General features: G+C 40.0%; 21 protein-coding genes and 1 pseudogene. 17 read left to right on the plus strand and 5 right to left on the minus strand.

Features of this window, described 5'->3' with window-relative positions; translation table 11 throughout:
* Window positions 1-220: pseudogene (locus tag V7K67_RS22730) on the minus strand (RNA-guided endonuclease InsQ/TnpB family protein); the annotation flags it as partial.
* 84 nt (window positions 221-304) lie between these two features.
* On the opposite strand from V7K67_RS22730, the gene tnpA reads away from it, so the two are divergent.
* The 7 genes from tnpA to V7K67_RS22765 all read left to right on the plus strand — a co-directional run bounded on the left by tnpA (window position 305) and on the right by V7K67_RS22765 (window position 6,354).
* The gene (gene tnpA / locus V7K67_RS22735; RefSeq protein WP_334730364.1) at window positions 305-712 is read left to right on the plus strand and encodes an IS200/IS605 family transposase; all 408 of its coding nucleotides are present in this window, start codon (window positions 305-307) and stop codon (window positions 710-712) included.
* 238 nt (window positions 713-950) lie between these two features.
* Window positions 951-1,274, plus strand: coding sequence for a DUF6464 family protein (locus V7K67_RS22740; RefSeq protein ID WP_335168523.1), 324 nt, complete (start codon window positions 951-953; stop codon window positions 1,272-1,274).
* A gap of 374 nt (window positions 1,275-1,648) precedes the next feature.
* Window positions 1,649-2,908 (plus strand): ABC transporter substrate-binding protein, encoded by a 1,260-nt coding sequence (locus V7K67_RS22745; RefSeq protein WP_334730365.1) that lies wholly within the window; start codon window positions 1,649-1,651, stop codon window positions 2,906-2,908.
* Between the two features lie 7 nt (window positions 2,909-2,915).
* Window positions 2,916-3,866 carry a branched-chain amino acid ABC transporter permease gene (locus V7K67_RS22750; RefSeq protein ID WP_334730366.1) on the plus strand — a complete coding sequence of 317 codons (951 nt, stop codon included), beginning with the start codon at window positions 2,916-2,918 and terminating at the stop codon, window positions 3,864-3,866.
* A 14-nt stretch (window positions 3,867-3,880) separates the two neighbouring features.
* Window positions 3,881-4,483 (plus strand): Uma2 family endonuclease, encoded by a 603-nt coding sequence (locus V7K67_RS22755; protein WP_334730367.1) that lies wholly within the window; start codon window positions 3,881-3,883, stop codon window positions 4,481-4,483.
* Between the two features lie 54 nt (window positions 4,484-4,537).
* Window positions 4,538-5,470, plus strand: a complete 933-nt coding sequence (locus V7K67_RS22760) for a branched-chain amino acid ABC transporter permease (protein WP_334730368.1) — start codon at window positions 4,538-4,540, stop codon at window positions 5,468-5,470.
* A 92-nt stretch (window positions 5,471-5,562) separates the two neighbouring features.
* On the plus strand, window positions 5,563-6,354 hold the full coding sequence (locus V7K67_RS22765) for an ABC transporter ATP-binding protein (RefSeq protein ID WP_334709438.1): 792 nt from the start codon (window positions 5,563-5,565) through the stop codon (window positions 6,352-6,354).
* A 2-nt stretch (window positions 6,355-6,356) separates the two neighbouring features.
* On the opposite strand, the gene V7K67_RS22770 is transcribed toward V7K67_RS22765, so the two are convergent.
* On the minus strand, window positions 6,357-6,587 hold the full coding sequence (locus tag V7K67_RS22770; RefSeq protein WP_334730369.1) for a DUF4351 domain-containing protein: 231 nt from the start codon (window positions 6,585-6,587) through the stop codon (window positions 6,357-6,359).
* Window positions 6,588-6,789: 202 nt separating this feature from the next.
* Here V7K67_RS22770 and V7K67_RS22775 point away from each other — a divergent pair, with 202 nt between their 5' ends.
* The 8 genes from V7K67_RS22775 to V7K67_RS22810 all read left to right on the plus strand — a co-directional run bounded on the left by V7K67_RS22775 (window position 6,790) and on the right by V7K67_RS22810 (window position 11,507).
* Window positions 6,790-7,521, plus strand: a complete 732-nt coding sequence (locus V7K67_RS22775; RefSeq protein WP_335168526.1) for an ABC transporter ATP-binding protein — start codon at window positions 6,790-6,792, stop codon at window positions 7,519-7,521.
* A 35-nt stretch (window positions 7,522-7,556) separates the two neighbouring features.
* A complete protein-coding gene (locus V7K67_RS22780; RefSeq protein WP_334730371.1) occupies window positions 7,557-7,796 on the plus strand; it encodes a type II toxin-antitoxin system Phd/YefM family antitoxin in 240 nt (79 codons plus the stop codon).
* The gene (locus V7K67_RS22785; protein WP_334730372.1) at window positions 7,793-7,924 is read left to right on the plus strand and encodes a type II toxin-antitoxin system VapC family toxin; all 132 of its coding nucleotides are present in this window, start codon (window positions 7,793-7,795) and stop codon (window positions 7,922-7,924) included. The genes V7K67_RS22780 and V7K67_RS22785 overlap by 4 nt, the downstream gene beginning before the upstream one ends.
* 33 nt (window positions 7,925-7,957) lie before the next feature.
* A complete protein-coding gene (locus tag V7K67_RS22790) occupies window positions 7,958-8,185 on the plus strand; it encodes a type II toxin-antitoxin system VapC family toxin (RefSeq protein ID WP_335168529.1) in 228 nt (75 codons plus the stop codon).
* A 38-nt stretch (window positions 8,186-8,223) separates the two neighbouring features.
* A complete protein-coding gene (locus V7K67_RS22795; protein WP_334730374.1) occupies window positions 8,224-8,787 on the plus strand; it encodes a Uma2 family endonuclease in 564 nt (187 codons plus the stop codon).
* Window positions 8,788-9,101: 314 nt separating this feature from the next.
* Window positions 9,102-9,749 (plus strand): histidine phosphatase family protein, encoded by a 648-nt coding sequence (locus V7K67_RS22800; protein WP_334708330.1) that lies wholly within the window; start codon window positions 9,102-9,104, stop codon window positions 9,747-9,749.
* An 84-nt stretch (window positions 9,750-9,833) separates the two neighbouring features.
* Window positions 9,834-10,859, plus strand: a complete 1,026-nt coding sequence (locus V7K67_RS22805; RefSeq protein WP_334730375.1) for a glucokinase — start codon at window positions 9,834-9,836, stop codon at window positions 10,857-10,859.
* A 45-nt stretch (window positions 10,860-10,904) separates the two neighbouring features.
* Window positions 10,905-11,507 (plus strand): hypothetical protein, encoded by a 603-nt coding sequence (locus V7K67_RS22810; RefSeq protein WP_335168531.1) that lies wholly within the window; start codon window positions 10,905-10,907, stop codon window positions 11,505-11,507.
* Window positions 11,508-11,895: 388 nt separating this feature from the next.
* Here the strand turns inward: V7K67_RS22810 and V7K67_RS22815 are convergent, their stop codons facing one another.
* The 3 genes from V7K67_RS22815 to V7K67_RS22825 form a co-directional block, all read right to left on the minus strand.
* Window positions 11,896-13,632: a diflavin flavoprotein gene (locus V7K67_RS22815; protein ID WP_334730446.1), complete on the minus strand. Its 1,737-nt coding sequence runs from the start codon at window positions 13,630-13,632 to the stop codon at window positions 11,896-11,898.
* Window positions 13,633-13,936: 304 nt separating this feature from the next.
* On the minus strand, window positions 13,937-14,449 hold the full coding sequence (locus V7K67_RS22820) for a phosphate-starvation-inducible PsiE family protein (protein WP_334708334.1): 513 nt from the start codon (window positions 14,447-14,449) through the stop codon (window positions 13,937-13,939).
* Between the two features lie 78 nt (window positions 14,450-14,527).
* Window positions 14,528-16,258 (minus strand): diflavin flavoprotein, encoded by a 1,731-nt coding sequence (locus tag V7K67_RS22825; protein WP_334730376.1) that lies wholly within the window; start codon window positions 16,256-16,258, stop codon window positions 14,528-14,530.
* A gap of 219 nt (window positions 16,259-16,477) precedes the next feature.
* Here V7K67_RS22825 and V7K67_RS22830 point away from each other — a divergent pair, with 219 nt between their 5' ends.
* Window positions 16,478-17,461 carry a 1-aminocyclopropane-1-carboxylate deaminase/D-cysteine desulfhydrase gene (locus V7K67_RS22830; RefSeq protein WP_335168533.1) on the plus strand — a complete coding sequence of 328 codons (984 nt, stop codon included), beginning with the start codon at window positions 16,478-16,480 and terminating at the stop codon, window positions 17,459-17,461.
* A 117-nt stretch (window positions 17,462-17,578) separates the two neighbouring features.
* A complete protein-coding gene (locus V7K67_RS22835; protein WP_334730378.1) occupies window positions 17,579-18,520 on the plus strand; it encodes a M48 family peptidase in 942 nt (313 codons plus the stop codon).
* Window positions 18,521-18,568 lie beyond the last annotated feature (48 nt).

An 18,568-nucleotide genomic window follows, 5' to 3' on the forward strand; every position in this document is an offset into this window, starting at 1 on the left:
TGGCTTGCAGCGCATGACTTGGGAGTTCTTTGTATTCTATCCAGACATCCTTAAAAGCCGGTAAACAATTCTGTTGCTCAAAATAATCAACCTTGTGGTTGAATATTTTATATTGCGTGAATCTGTTATTGACTGCGGCGTTATACAAGTCTTTGTGTAACTTTCGATGATACCGCAATCCTGCCAAGGTTTTCTCGTTGGGGTATAGCCGAAAAGTCATTCGTCTTGTTGCCACAGTACGTTTTTGTTTGCTCCAAAAATTTGGTATATTAAGTACAGTATATCAGACACGGCTATTTGTCAAATGCTTCCCCGTAAAGGTTCACACGCTGTTTTTTCTATTCAGTTAAATTTTGTTTTTATTACCAAATATCGCAAACAGGTAATTACTGCACCAATCCTTGAGCGAATGCACGAGATTTTTGCAAATATTTGCATTAAAACTAATTGCATTTTGATAGAATTTTCAGGTGAACAAGACCATGTCCATTTGTTAGTAGACTACCATCCAGACAACAATATTTCTGATTTTACCTCTAGTTTAAAATCTGCTAGTAGTAGGGTTATTCGTAAAGAATTTAAGGAGCATATTCAAAAGTTTTACTGGAAACCTTTGTTTTGGTCTAGCTCGTATTATGTTGCGTCAAGTGGTGGCGCACCGATTGATAAACTCAGGAAGTATATCAAAGAGCAAGACGCACCAACTGAATAAATATGGATTGGTTATTTCCACTTCGTTCCAATAACCCGCTCTGATCCCTACCCTACTAAGAGTTGAGGGTAGGGACTGCCGCGATACGTTCAAAATTGCTTGATACCACACTGCCATTGCTAATTGCAACCATAGTTGGGGGCAAAGAGGCAAAGCTGCCCTAATATTTGCACTTCCGTAAAACCAGAGTGTAACATCAGGGAAAATCAATCAGCGCACAGAACGAGGTAAAAAGAAGGTGTTAAAGACACTTTTAGTGATTGCCGTTGGTTTTTTACCGTCCCTGTTTTTCCTGTGGATAATCCGCAAAACCCAGCGATCGCGCTTACGGATGAGACAAGCAGCGGTGAATTTTCCAGCGGTGCAGGGACGGCAAAATGTGAGACCGGTTGCAGGCGATCGCTATTATTTAGAAGGAGTGGGTTATCTAATTGGCGATATCAGCTGCAAGTTTAATGCTCGATCTGGCTACATCCGCTGTGCGATCAATCCCGAAGGCCCATGTAACGGTTGCCGTCACTACGAACCAAAGGAATTAGCTGGTAGTGAAAAAAAGACTTAAAATTTCTGACCAACCTCAAATTACCTGGTTAACGCAGACGCTCTAACCTGGAGATTTTGTCAGCGACTTCATAGCAATAGTACAAGAAGGCAAAAGTAAAAAGGCAAAAGTAAAAAGAAAGAATGCTTATTTTGTAAGCTTTCTGGCTATTTTAATTGGGTGGTTTATTTACGCCGTGCTGTACTAGAAGGGAGGAATGATAAAATCATTACTAATTATAATAATTTGTATTTACAAACACTTTGAATATTTCTCTTTGCATGGTGAAATAAGAATGATTTAATAGAATTCGTGCAAAAGTGTAAATCTGCGTCATTTTGTTTGCAGATTATGAGCTTTTTAGGAATATCTCATAACTACATGATTATCTAACGATGAATAAAGCGATCACTCGGACAACAGCATTATTATCAACTTGCGCTTTACTACTAACAGGCTGTGGTGGTGGTAATACCCCTGTGACAAGTTCTCCAACTAATAGTCCAAGTACCCCAAGTAACACTGTAACCGATACCACGGCAACAACAGGTACATTATCAGGTGCTATTCCTATCGGTATTGCTGTTGCACAAACTAGCAATGTGGCATTACTAGGACAAGAGGAAGTTGCTGGAGCCAAACTTGCCGAGAAGTATTTCAATAGTAAAGGTGGGGTTAATGGCACACCAATTAAATTAGTTTTTCAAGATACTAGTGGTGATGAAGCCGGGGCAATTAACGCTTTTCAAACTCTCATTAACAAAGATAAAGTTATCGGTATTGTAGGCCCAACTTTATCACAGCAAGCCTTTAGTGCTGACCCCATTGGCGAACGTGCAAAAGTACCAATTATTGGGCCATCAAATACTGCTAAAGGCATTCCCGAAATTGGTGATTACATTGCTCGTGTTTCCGCACCAGTTTCCATTGTCGCGCCTAATTCAGTGAAAGCTGCACTTAAGCAAAATCCCCAACTTAAAAAAGTCGCAGTTTTCTATGCTCAAAATGATGCATTTAGCAAGTCAGAAACAGAAATTTTTCAACAAACAGTTAAAGATCAAGGGCTGGAATTGGTAACAGTCCAAAAGTTCCAAACTAGTGATACAGATTTTCAAAGTCAAGCTACCAATGCCATTAATCTCAAACCAGATTTGGTCATTATTTCTGGCTTGGCTGCTGATGGTGGTAATTTAGTTAGGCAATTGCGAGAACTTGGTTATAAAGGCTTAATTGTCGGTGGAAATGGTTTAAACACATCGAATTTATTACCAGTTTGTAAAGCCCTTTGTGATGGCGTATTGATTGCTCAAGCTTATAGTCCAGAACATCCAGGTGAAATTAACGCAGCGTTTCGTAAAGCCTATACTGACGAATACAAAAAAGAACCACCCCAATTTAGCGCTCAAGCTTTTACAGCAGTACAGGTTTATATTGAAGCACTCCAAACTTTAGATAAAAAGAGCAAAGTCAACAAATTACAGCTACCAGAATTGCGGACAGAATTAAACAAACAGATACTTGTCGGAACATACAATACACCGCTGGGTGAAATTGGTTTTACTCCCATAGGTGAAGTTGTGCAAAAAGATTTCTATGTTGCCCAAATCAAGATGGAAAAAGACGGAAGCAAAGGTAAATTTACATTTCTAAAATAATTGCTAAATGAATATCAATCTATTTTTACAGCAATTATTAAATGGGTTGTCCATCGGCAGCGTCTATGCAATTTTTGCCTTAGGATATACCTTGGTTTATTCTATTTTGGGCATCATTAATTTAGCTCATGGTGCGATTTTTACCTTGGGTGCATATTTCACTTACGCACTTATGGGTGGAAACTTTGGATTTAATGGCTTGTTAGCGAATGCAGCCCTACCGATAAAATTACCATTTGCGATCGCCTTGATTTTAGGAAGTACTTTGGCGGGATTGGTAGGGGTAGTAATGGAACGCGTTGCTTTTCAACCTCTGCGCCGTCAAGGATCTGATCCTTTACTAACTGTTGTTTCCAGCTTGGGGGTAGCAGTGGTAATTGTGAATTTAATCCAGTATTTAGTAGGCGCGGAAAGTTATACATACCCCGCAAATACTTACGGTAATTTGCCACCAGCGATTAACTTTGGTAGTCCAGAAAACCCAATTCCGATTCGCAGTGTTCAGGTGGTAATTTTTACTGTATCTGTGGTGATTGTGGCAATTCTTACCTATTTTATCAATCGGACTAAATATGGGAAGGCAATGCAAGCGATCGCAGAAGATCCAACTACAGCTAGTTTGTTAGGCATTAATAGCGATCGCTTTATCATCCTAACATTCTTCATCAGCAGTTTTTTAGCAGGATTAGCCGGAACTTTAGTCGCCTCTAGTGTTAGTATTGCAGGGCCATATTTCGGCATTGCTTTTGGTTTGCGGGGTTTAGCAGTAATTGTCTTAGGTGGTTTAGGTAGTATTCCCGGTGCAGTGTTGGGAGGCTTAGTAATTGGATTAGTGGAAGCATTTGTACCCGCCGATTACTCTGGATATAAAGACGCAGTAGCCTTTGGAATTTTGTTTATCATGCTATTAGTTAGACCCCAAGGTTTGCTAGGAAGACGGTTTATTCAGAAAGTTTAAAGAGACAAAGTGTTATGAAAACATACATCAAACAAAAGTTAACTTTTGATCAATTTTTAGAACAATGTCCAGAGTCAGGTTTATATGAACTTGTAGATGGAGAAATTGTAGAAGTGCGTGCAACTAGAAATCATGATGATGTAGCTGACTTTACGGCTGACTCTTTCAAAGATGAAATTAAACGTCTAAATCTGAATTACGTAGTAAAAAATACAGCAGTCTTTAAAACTATAACTGCCAATGGCATAGAACAAGGACGCAAGCCTGATGTAAGTGTCATAGATAAAGATAAATGGCGCTCAAATCGTTCTGCTTATGCTGCACTTGAAGAACCTATCCAGTTAGCTATAGAAGTGACATCAACTAATTGGGAAGATGACTACATTGATAAGTTAGATGAATATCAACGTTTAGGTATTACAGAATATTGGATTGTAGATTATTTAGCAATTGGGCTAAGAGAGTATTTAGGAAATCCAAAAGTTCCGGCTGTATTTGTTTTTCTATTAGATGCTGATGGGAAATATCAATGCACACATTTTAGAGGTTCAGAAAGGATTGTGTCACGAACTTTTCCTGAACTGACGCTGACAGCAGAGCAAATATTAACAGCTTAATAGTTGATAAAAGTGATAGTTTAATTGAGCTTATATGGAAATACTTTAAAATAAATGACTGATTTTTTTGCTACTTACGCTTCTTTAATTGTCTCTATGGTATTAGGGGCGCTATTAGGACTGTCACTTTACTTACCGCTAATGACCGGGCAATTGTCTTTAGCTAGTCCAGGATTTTATGCTTTAGGTGGGTATATTGCAGCGATTTTATCCACAAAAGTTTTAACTCCTAGTAGTGGTTTATTTCCCATTCCATTGTTGTTATTGGAGATGTTAATTGCGGGTATAATTTCTGGTGTATTGGGCGTAATAGTGGGAATCCCAGCGTTGAGATTGCGAGGAATTTATTTAGCGATCGCAACTATCGCTTTTGTGGAAGTTCTGCGCGTCATCTCCCTCAATCTGGATATTACAGGCGGCGCTGTCGGAATTTTTGGCATTCCTCAACCTTTCCAAACACAACTTGAGTATTTATGGATTGCTTTGCCATTACTATTAATTAGTATGGTGCTGCTTTACCGTTTAGAACGTATCCGTGTCGGAAGGGCTTTTATCGCTATCCGCGAAGATGAATTAGCTGCGGGTGCAATGGGAATTGATCCCACTTATTATAAAGTTTTAGCGTTTACATTAGGGGCTATACTTGCAGGGGTTGTAGGTGTAATTAGCGCTCACTTTCTCAATACCTGGAATGCTCGTCAAGGTACTTTTGACGCTAGTATTATATATTTAACTTTTGTTTTAATTGGTGGTTCAAGAACTTTTTTAGGGCCGGTAGTCGGAGGTATGGTATTTACAGCCTTACCAGAGATTTTACGAAGCCTCGCTGATACTGGTGGTTTACCTAATTGGTTAGCACAGTTTTTGCGCGATGGGAGATTAATTATTTTTGGCTTACTAATAGTAATAGGTACAATCTTTTTTCCACAGGGGCTAATTACTCCAGATATTTTTCAAAGAAAAAAACGAACCGCCAAGGACGCATAGACACGAAGTGGCTTCCCGCAGGGTAGGGCGCAAAGTAATAAAACTTTTAGAGAGTTATTGCGTAAGTTTTATATTCATAATAGTATGCAAAAATGTCACATAGTATTCCAGCAGCTAACAGCAGTATTGTCTTAGAAGCAAGAGCATTAACTCGCCGCTTTGGTGGTTTGGTGGCGGTAAACAATGTGTCTTTTAGTGTAAATAAACATGAGATTTTTGGATTAATTGGCCCTAATGGTGCTGGCAAAACAACACTGTTTAATTTGATTACTGCTTTTATTCCACCTTCAAGTGGTAAATTAATTTATCAAGGTGCAGAAGTTTCTCAACTGCGTCCTCATCAAATTGCTGCTTTAGGTATCGCCCGTACCTTCCAAAATATTCGGTTGTTTGGGGAATTATCAGCGTTAGAAAATGTGATAATTGCCCGACATTTACACACTAAAAGTAATATGATTACAGGAGTTTTAGGATTACCACCAGCGCCTCGTGAAGAATTAAAAACTAAGCAAAAAGCTTTAGATTTATTAGATTTGGTGGGATTGAGCGATCGCGCTGACGAAAAAGCCAAAAACTTTGCCTACGGCGATCAGCGGCGGCTAGAAATTGCCCGTGCTTTAGCATTACAACCGCAAATCTTACTCCTCGACGAACCGGCGGCGGGAATGAACCCCAATGAAAAGCAGCAATTGAGTGAATTTATCCGTAGCCTGCGCGATCGCTTCAATTTGACGATCGTTCTTATAGAACACCATGTACCATTGGTTATGGGTTTGTGCGATCGCATTGCGGTGTTAGATTTTGGTCAATTAATTGCTTTGGGTGAACCATCTATAGTTAGAAATGATCCGGCTGTAATTGAAGCTTACTTGGGAAATGAATGAATTTACGTAGACAAAATTACCACAAATTCTTCTAAAGAACTCACTGCGATCGCGCTATCCATTAAATTTTCTAATTTTTCCACACTTTCGCTCTCAAGCCTTGCTTCTACTTCATGAGGAATTTCACCAAAGCTTCGTCGCAATACTCGTACTAACTGCCGTTGTACACCCTGCTGAAGGCCTAGCTGAATACCTCTTTGCTCAATTTCCTGATACCAAGGCGATTCTCGCAATACTGCTATCTGCTACTTTTGCCACAGGACGCTTGATATCTTTATCAGTAATTAATGGTACATCATAAAGATTGCAGTATTCTGACCTTGATTTCTAAGTTGAAGCAATTTCTCGGATGGGGTACGCTTACGCACTGTTTTAAGAAATGTATGATTGATGTATGTTAGATTTTGAATCAACATTTCTGGATGTAAACTGCCGATGAAAGCCGATAGTAGACCAAATTATACAATTTTAGAAGTTCAAGAACTTGATGTAAATTATGGCGGTATCCAAGCTCTCAAAAAGATTAATTTAATTATTCAAAAAGGCGAAGTAGTTACTTTAATTGGTGCTAATGGTGCTGGTAAAACTACTACACTCCGCGCCATAAGTAAAGTAGTTAATCCTAAGAGTGGTGTAATTATCTATAATGGACATAATATTACCCGCCGCCAAACTCATGAGGTTGTACAACTTGGTATCGCCCATTGTCCTGAAGGGCGCAGAGTATTAGCGCGGCAAACAGTATTTGATAATTTACTTTTGGGTGCTTATATTCGTTCTAATCAAGTAGAGATAAAAGCAGATATTCAGCGCCAATTTGAGCTATTTCCACGTTTGTCACAAAGACGCAATCAACTAGCAGGAACCCTCAGCGGTGGTGAACAACAAATGTTAGCGATCGCACGTGCTGTCATGAGTAAACCACAACTCTTACTTTTAGATGAGCCTAGCTTAGGTTTAGCACCTGCGATCGTCCGAGAAATCTTCTCAATTATTGAAAATCTCCGGGCTACAGGGGTGACTATTTTGTTAGTTGAACAAAACGCAAACTTGGCGCTGCAAATTGCCGATCGCGGTTATGTTCTAGAGGCTGGTTCTATAACTTTAACAGGCGCGGCATCAGAATTAATTAGTGATGAGCGAGTTAAAAAAGCTTATTTAGGGTGATGATTATAGTAGAGTAATAATCCAATAAATTTCTTATGAACTGGATTAGTGTCGATGAAATAAAACGTGACTTATTAGGCTACCTTCAGCGCGTTGAAGCTGGGGAAACTCTTGTAATTATACGTGGTGGAAAGCCAATTGCTGAAATTAAACCGACGCTAAAAGTACCTGATCCCTCTAGACCATTCGGACTCTGTGCAGGAGAGTTTATTGTACCCGATGATTTTGATGAACCACTGCCAGATAATATTATAAGTGAGTTTGAGGGTAAATGAAACTCCTACTAGATACCCATATTTTCCTCTGGTTTATTAGTAGCGATCGCCGTTTGTCAAATACGTTTATAGAGATTATTCGGAATACTGATAATGATGTATATCTAAGTATAATTTCTATTTGGTAAGCAACCGTTAAGTATCAATTAGGCAAATTACCTTTGCCTCAATCACCTGAGATTTACCTGCCGATACAGCATGAGCGGCATTTGATTACTAGTCTTCCTTTAACAGAGGATAGTGTTGTACAACTTAGGAAACTTCCTAATATCCATCGCGATCCGTTTGACCGAATGCTAATTTGTCAAGCTTTGCAGCATGACCTTACTATCGTGACTGTTGATGATACAATTCGTGCTTACCCAGTTAAAATTTTAAACGATACATAATTTATTGTTGTATATGAAAACTTAGGAAGTCTAAGCAGATGGTAAAATCACCAACTAAACCCCTAACTTTAGAAGAGTTTTTGAAACTACCAGAAACAAAACCTACCTCAGAATACATCAACGGTCAAATTATTCAAAAGCCAATGCCTCAAGGAAAACATAGCAAATTACAGGGTAAGTTAGTCACAGGTATAAATGAAGTAGTTGAAAGTCGAAAGATTGCCCTAGCTTTTCCAGAATTGCGGTGTACTTTTGGCGGACGCTCAATTGTTCCTGATGTAGCTGTGTTTGCTTGGGAACGGATTCCCATAGATGAGCGTGGAGATGTCGCTAATGTCTTCAAGACATATCCAGACTGGACGATTGAGATTCTTTCGCCGGAGCAAAGCCAGACTAAAGTAACCGGAAATATTCTACATTGTTTAAAACATGGTAGTCGCTTCGGTTGGCTGATTGATCCAGATGAGCGTTCTGTTTTGGTTTATCCACCAAAGCAGCAACCAGAACTTTTACAAGAAGAACAAGAAATATTACCAGTTCCCGATTTAGTTAGCGGTTTTCAATTAACTGTAGGGCAACTATTTGGGTGGTTGAAGTTATAAGCAATTGTAGAAGGACGAAAGTTTGTGTAGCCGCGATTTCCAATCGCCCGGTGTTTCTTCCAAAAGTGGATGCTCCCTATCACTATCGCAATCTTAAACGTTTCAGCAGATTACTATAGTCGATATAGCTTTAGAGACTTGGCTAAAAAGGCTTTAAATAAAACTACACTAACGCTACTGATAAGTTTACCCAATCATTTATATTATTAAAAATTATTACGATTTTGTCATACTATATTAATATTTGTAGCCCTCCTTGCAGATATCTATTATTTGTTTAGCGGCGAATTCTATTCACCGGAATAATTAAACCCATGAGTCAAATAGTCTGGATAGCAAGACACGCTAACCGCCTCGACTTCGTAAACCCCGATTGGTTTCTCACTGCCGAACGACGCTACGATCCACCCTTATCTGATGATGGTATACTTCAGGCACAGCAGTTAGCTAGACGTTTGAAAAAAGAAAATATTGGCCATATTTTTGCTTCCCCTTTCCTGCGAACTGTACAAACGGCAAACGCAGTTGCAGAAATGCTCAAATTACCGATCAAACTCGAAACAGGCTTGAGTGAATGGCTAAATCCAGTTTGGATGACAGAAGAACCCGAAAGACTCTCAACTCCAACCTTAGCAGAGTTATTCCCCAGAATTGACACCAGTTATACTTCGCGCATCGCTGCTAAATATCCTGAAACTCACGAAAAAGTGCGAGAACGTTCTGGGCAAACTGCTAGATGTTTAGCTACTGAGTTCTTCCCAGAGGATATCCTGCTGGTGGCACATGGCGCATCTGTATTGGGCGGGGCAATGGGGCTAGTGGGGGAAATTGCCAAAACAGAAGTCAAGGCTTCTTTGTGTTCCCTGGTAAAAGTGGTACGCCAGGAACCAGAATGGTTATTAGAACTAACGGGAGATACTTCGCATTTAACCCACATAGAAGAAGTTATTCGATTTGCTTAAACCTCTGATAGAGATTTGTGTTCATGGCTTCTGCTACGTTGGGTATATCCTACAAAAAAAGTAATTAATTCACGAATAAATTCTATGACTTTGTTACTAGCAGGAGACATCGGCGGGACGAAAACTATTCTGCGATTGGTTGAAACATCAGATTCACCAGCTTTACATACTATTTATCAGGAAAGTTACCACAGTGCTGATTTTCCTGATTTAGTACCCATAGTGCAGCAGTTTTTGGTCAAAGCTAATACACTAACACCAGAAAAGGCTTGTTTTGCGATCGCCGGGCCCATTGTCAAAAATACTGCAAAACTAACCAATTTAGTCTGGTTCCTAGATACTGAACGTCTACAAGAAGAATTAGGTATCCCGCATATTTCTTTGATTAACGACTTCGCCGCCGTTGGCTACGGCATTTTAGGTTTACAAACACAAGACTTGCACACATTACAAGTTGGCAAATCTCAACCCGAAGCCCCCATTGGCATTATTGGTGCTGGTACTGGCTTAGGGCAAGGATTTTTAATTAAACAAGAAAATGATTATCAAGTCTTTCCCTCAGAAGGTGGACACGCCGACTTTGCCCCTCGGAACGAAATCGAGTTTCAACTGTTGAAATACCTGCTGGGTAAACATGATATCCAACGCATTTCTGTAGAACGTGTGGTTTCTGGAATGGGAATTGTGGCAATTTACCAATTTCTGCGCGATCGCAAATTTGCCACCGAATCCCCAGATATTGCTCAAATCGTCAGAACTTGGGAACAAGAAGCGGGACAGGAAGAGAAAAGCGTTGATCCTGGTGCTGTTATTGGTACAGCTGCATTGCAAGGTAGCGATCGCCTCTGTGAACAAACTTTGCAATTATTTATAGACGCTTATGGTGCAGAAGCCGGGAATCTTGCCTTGAAACTCCTACCTTACGGAGGCTTATACATCGCTGGCGGAATTGCGCCCAAAATCCTGCCCTTAATCCAAAACAGTAGTTTCTTATTAAATTTCACCCAAAAAGGTAGAATGCGCCGCCTCCTGGAAGAGATCCCCGTGTATGTAATCCTCAATTCGCAAGTCGGCCTAATTGGTGCTGCTTTATGTGCTGCTAGGTTATAACAGCTGGCATCATCAGTGAGATCGGCATCTCAAAAGGTAAAACTTATGACAGTTAAAAGTCTGTTGCCACTAATCGCCGCCACCATAGTCTGTGGTGGCTCTATTCTGGTGGAAGCGCGTCCAGTCAAACCTCCAGTGGCTGTTGTCAAACCAACAATTTCTCAACCCGTGCAGCCACAATGGAAATTGTACAACGCTCCCGATGGACGCTTTAGTATTTTGATGCCGGGAAGCCCAAACAGAAATACCGAATACCAAAAAACTTACATGGGGGAAATTACCTTAGAAATATTTGTCGCTCAACCACCAAAACAAGAAGTAGCATACATAGTTACTTACAATGATTTTCCTTATAGTTATGGTCAAATGGCTGATCCCCAAGTTGTACTTAATAATGTACGGGATATGGCTTTAAAGACTACGAAAAGTAATTTAATTAGTCAACGAAACATTCGTAGTTCTAATAATCATCCTGGCAAAGAAATTGAGTATATCAATTCTGGAGGGAAAATCACTAAAAGTAGAATGTATGTTGCCGAAGGCAGACTATATCAAGTAATGGCAATAACTACAAAAAAACAACAGAAGACATTAGCTAAAACTATTAATGGGTATTTAAATTCCTTCCATGTAGTTTTGAAAAAGTAAAATAACTCAAACATCGGGAGCATCCCAATTTATAAGGTGGGTTTGATATAACTTATATATTTGGAATGCTCTCTCTCGTGAAATTGAGGCTTCCGTTACCGAACAAGGCAAAAGTAAAAAGTAAAAAGGCACTCATCAAGAAAAAGGAAAATGGTCACAAGCCCCTAAATTTATTTATGGGGATTATCTTTTTACTTTTTACGAAAAAGATAAGGTTCAAAGCCGTACTTCGTCCCGCTACGCTAACGCCCGCAAGTGGCGTGGTTTTTCTCCTCTACTCCTCTGCTCCTCTGCTCCTCTGCTCCTCTGCTCCTCTGCTCCTCTGCTCCTCTGCTCTTCTACTTTTTACGGGGTGGGGTTATTATTTGTGATTTACGCAAATGGTCAATTAATAACAACTGCCAGATTTACGATACTCTAAAGCAGTGACACCATCATTTTCCAATACTTCACCGTGATTGATGACAGCATAAATTAACCATCGATCGCCACATTCAAGCTGATTTTGCACCGTACATTCTAAATAAGCTAATGCCTCATTTAGAATCAGACAACCATTAAAAGCAGTTTGTGTGGCAAGATTTGCAAAGGGATTATCTCCTAAAGTGCTATGACGAGAAAAATAGCGTCGCAGATTTTTTCCTTCTTTGAGGATATTCAGCACAAATTTATCACCAGGATGATGCATTAAATCTGCATTTTGCTCGTTAGCGATCGCAATCATAATTCCTGGTGGGTTAAAAGTTGCCTGAGATATCCAAGAAGTTAAAACTCCTTTGTGAGTTTCTTCATCACGAGTTGTGATCACACATAAAGAACCAATAATTCGCCCCACAGCCTGTTCTGTGCGATCTACATGGGTTTCTGTGACAATCTGGCGGGAAGTACGCAGCTTTTTGGTTTTCTTCAAGTTTTGGGCAAAGGAAGCGCCTGCTTCTTGACACTGCTGGAGAATCTCAGGAGTAGGACTAAAACGCACCCGAATTGTTGCAAATCCTAGTTGATAATTTGCATCTTTGAGCTTGCTTTCGATTAAATCGATTGCTTCTCCACTCCAACCGTAAGAACCAAACACCCCTGCTAACTTAGTTTTAGCTGTCACCGAGAGGACTATTCCTAAAGCTGTTTGAATTTGAGTTGGTGCATGTCCGCCTAAAGTGGGTGAACCGATAATCAAACCATCACAGGTTTCGACAATGCGGGTAATTTCTGCCGAATCTGCTAGTTCACAGTTGATTGATTCTACATTAATTCCATTTTGAATCAAACCTTGAGCGATCGCATTTGCTAAAATTGCTGTATTTCCATAAGCAGAAGCATAAAGCAAAGCAACACTCAACTCCTGAGATTTTTGCCCTTGACACCATTGACGGTAATCATAAGTAAAACGACTCAGGCTGTAACGAACAATTGGGCCGTGTGCAGGGGCATAACATCTAGCTCCCAAAACTGATATTTTATCTAATGCTGCTTCGACTTGTTTTGCTTGGGGCGCATGGAGACATTCAAAATAGTAACGGCGTTCTGCATCTAATCCCTTCCAATCTTCATCAAACAAGGTATCTTCGCAAATATGAGCGCCAAAAAGTTTGTCTGTATAGAGAATTTTGGTGGCAGGATCGTAAGTACAAAGTCCATCCGCCCAACGGGGAGTTGGTACGGTGAGAAATGATAGATTGTGTCCTTGTCCTAAATCTAAAGTATCTTGCGATCGCACCGCTTGAATACGTGATTTCCATTCGGGAAAGGCAGCTTTTAGAGCATTAGCAGCTGGACGAGAACAAATTAGAGTGACTTGAGGAACTTGAGAGAGCAATACTTGCAAGGTAGCTCTGCGGTTAGGGTTGACATGACCGAGAACAATGTAATCTAGGGTAGTAAAGTCTAGATGTTGTGCTAGTTGCTGGAGGTAAATTTCGGTAAAAGATTCACCAGGAGGATCAACTAAAGCCTTTTTATCAGCTTGAATCAGATAAGAATTGGCCGTAGTTCCTTTTTGGCGGGAATACTCAACTTCAAATTTTAGTCGTTCCCAAGTCCGCGATCGCAAAATCAGAGTATTTTTACCAATTTCAGCAACTTGTACATCTCTTGGATGGCTGGTAATTAAACTATTTGCAGACATAATAACCTCTATTAATAATGGGCATTGGGCATTGAGCATTGGGCATTGGGCATTAGACATCTCCAGAAATTAAATATGCGTTATCCAGAGTCCTTGTAGAGACGTAGCACTGCTACGTCTCTACATTCATTTTCACCAGATGTCTATTGTATATGGCAAAAGATTCTAAGCTGCCACGCATCTAGTTTTTTAGCTGACTCTAGGCTATGGAAGGGTTTTAGACCCAAAATTATACAATTTAAATGCACGACAGCTTACTCTTAGTAGAGACGCGATTAATCGCGTTTCTCCCTACTCCCTATTTTTAATGACTATTGGTTTGCATTAATTCAGAATTGGCTAGTTTTCTATAACGTTTAGATACTTCTTGCTCAGGATCGATACCTTCAAAGGTTGGGGGTAGCCAAACTCGGAGGAACTGTAGTACTCCCAGTACTAATAAAAAGGCGCAAGTTGCTAAAACTTGACTCCAACTTGTTTCTAGAACACCTTTAACAATGACTTCTCGCAAGGCAGAAACGATAGAAACTTCAACAGCTACCCCAATAGATACTCGATGTTCCTGTAGGTAAATAATCAGCAGTCGGAATAACTCAACTAAGATAAGTAAAAAGAGAATATCGGCAGTAACAGCATGAAAATCTAGAGGTGGAAGTAAGGAAAGAAACATATCTTTCACCTGAAGCACCATGAAGCTAAATAAACCAATACACAAACAAATCACAATCACATCTTGGATAAATTCCAAGGTTCTGACGACGCGTCCCCGATTGATTTCGTACATGTCAATTGAGTTATTTTCAACAGATTTATACATAGTTTTTTGGGAGTGTGTTGTAGAGACGCGATGAATCGCGTCTGTGGATAGCAGAGGAGACAAATGACCAATGACTAATTAGTAATGATTGCCAATTTTGCGGTGATGGGTGGCAGTAAGTGCATTTAGCTTGGCAACTCTTCCAGTTTGGACTGTGCTATAAATTACCCAATGATCTCCACAGTCCATACGGCTAGTAATTTCACATTCCATGTAAGCTAAAGCTTCAGCTAAAACTGGCGATTCATTGGTGGCTGGATATGTTTTCACTCCAGCAAAACGATCTGCACCAGGAGCAAAACGCTTGAGGAAATGTTTCATTAATCCTTGATATTTGCCTTCTTCTAAAACGTTTAAAACGAAGCGATCGCCAACGTGCATCAAAGATTCAATTGCCCGATCTTTGGATACTGCGATTGCCACTCCTAAAGGCTGAAGACTCGCTTGTGTCACCCACGAAGCTAGCATTGCACTCTGAATTTCTCCTTTTTTGGCGGTGATAATGTATAATCCTGTACTAATACGCCCTAAAGCTTTTTCTAGCTCGGTATTGATGGATTTAATTTGTTTAATGGTGCGATCGCGATTCAACCATTGACCCATATCTGTACCCGCTTCATCACAAAGCTGTTCCGTTGCTTGGGTAGGAATTTCCTTAACTAAGATCGGTGGAAAGGCTTCAATTAATCCCAATTCTTGAAATTTATTGCGTAAGGGATAAACCGGTTCATCTTCTCCTCCTCCTGACTCTAATAAACCAATTGCCTGTTTCTTATGAACAGCAGCTAAAATTGTACTTAAAGCAGCTTGAGCCATCGCCGAAGATTGGGCTGGCATTCCAATTACTAAACCAGAAGCTTGTGCAACTAATTCTCGAACTTCTTGAAGTTCAGCACTATTGAGGTCTACTAATTCTACTGCTGCGCCTGTTTTTGCACATCCATGAGCTATAGTACGGATTAAATGCTCGCTATACCCGTAATCTTCAACATAAAATAGAGCCACTAATGTCTCTGTTTTTGCTTGTTCTAAACTCCAGCTTTGATACCGTCCAAGCCATTCGGAAATATAGTTGTGTAATAAAGGGCCGTGTCCTGTCGCAACTGTGACTATTTCTAACTTTTCAATCCGCTTTAAAGCTGCTAAAACAGACCGAGCATTGGGGCCCATGAGACATTCATAGTAGTAGTGAAAATCTTCCTCTATTAAGCTAATATTTTCATCATAGGTGTGGTCATCACAGTAGTGCATCCCAAACACATCACAGGTGTAGAGAGTGCAAGTCTTGTGGTCATAAGTCAAGATTGTATCAGGCCAGTGTAAGTTAGGTGCAGAGATAAATTCTAATTCGTGCCCGTTGCCTAAATCTAATCGCTCTCCACTTTTCACCTGCATTGATTTAAAAGGCTGGTGAATCATATTTTCTATAAATTGAATAGCTACCTTAGCACCAACAACAGTAATCGCAGGAGCTAATTGTAAAATATTTTTCACTAAGCCACTGTGGTCGGGTTCTGTATGGCTAATAATCAAGTAATCTATTTTAGCCGGATCTATTAATCCCAGCAGTATCTCAAGATATTGCTGCTCAAACTTGCGGTGAGATGTATCGACTAAAGCAATCTTTTCTCCCTGGATTAAGAAAGAATTATAGGTCGTCCCATTCCGTAAACCAAACTCGATATCAAAACGTTCTCTATCCCAGTCAAGACAACGAATAGCTGTGGTTTGAGGAGCAATTTCAACAGTTTGAATCGTCAAACGTCCTGGATTGGGAATAACTTGAGTAAGCTGTGTGAGTGCAACCATAATTTTTCCCCAAAAGAATATTGTCTGGAGCGAGTGTTATGTTTCTTATATTTACCTGAAATACTCAATTAGTAAAATGCTAATTTCTAAAGCTAATCATCAGAAAGATTTATTCTTTGTTTTGATTGTTCTACCATTGAATTTATCAATGTTTATCATTACTTTTATATTCAATGATCAACGTGAGAGAATGTAAAATAAAAGTTAGAATGCTGACAGATGTCGTTAACCTTTTTTCCTCCTCCTCTACAACAAATCAACAGCGAAATTGCCCTTCATACTGGTGTTGAGTTGTATGTGCTGCGCCTCGATCTCATGCACCCGTGGGTTAACGGCAATAAGTGGTTCAAGCTGAAATACAACCTTTTAGAGGCTAAGGAGAAAAATTTCACGACGCTGCTGACTTTTGGCGGTGCTTATTCTAATCACATCTATGCAACTGCGGCAGCTGGTAATCTTTTTGGATTCCGTACCATTGGCGTAATTCGTGGAGAGGAGAGGCTACCGCTGAATCCGACGCTGAGTTTTGCTGTACAGCAGGGTATGCAGCTTGTGTACCTGAATCGCGAGACGTATCGACAGCACAATACACCAGCGCTACATGAATATCTGCAACAACGTTTTGGTGAGGTTTTTATCATTCCCGAAGGTGGTAGTAATTTAAATGGTGTGCGCGGTTGCACGGAGATAGTTGCTGAAGCGATGCCTACGGCTGGCTACGCCTACGCCTTTAATCATATATGCGTAGCCTGCGGCACAGCTACCACACTGGCTGGGATTGCCCTTTCGTTACATCAAGGACAAAGAGCGATCGCTTTTCCCGTTCTGAAAAATGGGACTTTTCTTGCACAAGAAATCGAAAAGCTGTTGACAAATTACCTCACCTCTGATTTACCCGCACCATATAGTTCTCCAGCTTCCTGGGAATTGGTGTGTGATTACCATTTTGGCGGTTATGCAAAGGTTAACAACGAGTTACGACTGTTCAGCCAGCAGTTCCGAGAGGAGCATGACGTACCCCTTGATTATGTATATACCGCTAAAATGTTTTACGGAGTGATGGATTTACTAAAGCAGGGATTTTTTTGTAGAGGCGATCGCCTACTGCTGGTACATACAGGAGGTTTACAGGGTAATATCGGTATAGAGGAGCGATCGCAATGCGATTTGGTTAAGCCAAAAACCAGATATAGCGTTTCCTAATCTTCTAAATCAGCAAGCCTTTTTTCTGATTGCTTTATATGCTGCCCTATTTTCTCCACCAGTTGTTTAATATTGAGGTGTGAGAAGTGGCATATTCCTTATAGTTATAAAACTTAAATGAATATTGAGAGTATTCGTCTAAAAAACATCAAGGTACAACAAAATATTATACTACAGAAAATTTTTCATTTAGCCTCAAGCTCTAGTTATGATTCCATTCAAATCCAACACCTAAATCAAACTTTAATTAACACAGCAGCAACAATTGAAACAATATGTTCTAACAAACAAGCAACGCCAGCAAATCTAACTCCTTCATCTCGCAAAATCTACTCATGGATTAAGTTTTTGGTAGATGAACAGTATCTAACACTTCACCTAAAAGCTACTAGCTGTATCTTGGAAAGCGCTAAACAACTTCTGAATATACGTGGTCAAAACTCACTCCAACTAATGATTGCAATAACTAATTTAGCTGGACTATATCAGGGTAAAAGGTCTGCTAGTGTGGCGAATATTATGATTAATGAGGGATTTATAAATGCACCAAAAGCAGTTTTACAAGCATTAGTAGAATCTGCTCTCTTTGGCAAGAGTCAAGATAATACACAACTTATCAGGTCATTTGCCAGTACAGGAGAATACACCAATATCTTGTTAGAGCTTGATTTGATTGCCGAGGTTGTGGCAGAAAACCCACAAGGCAAATTTTATAACCTAAATGAGTTATTTGATAAAGTAAATCGTGAATATTTTGCGGCAAGTCTTGCCAAACCACGTTTAGCATGGAGCCAAATTAACACTTACCGTAAATTCGGACACTACGAGTCAGCGAGAGATAGAATAGTGATGAGTTTAACCCTTGATGATGCTAAAGTACCTGGGTTTGTAGTTGAGTTTGTGTTGTATCATGAATTACTGCACAAATACCACGGTACGAAGTGGGTTCAGGGAAGAAGAATGGTTCACACTAAAGAGTTTCGTGTCAGTGAAAGCCAGTTCAAATCCTACAAGGAAGCATCGAGATGGTTGGAAAAATTGGCGTCTTTTGTGCATTGAACTAACTATAGCAATCCTAAAGCGATATTTACAACCAGCTACACCTAC

This window comes from Nostoc sp. (assembly GCF_036917155.1).
In the GTDB taxonomy this organism is placed as follows: Bacteria; Cyanobacteriota; Cyanobacteriia; order Cyanobacteriales; family Nostocaceae; genus Nostoc.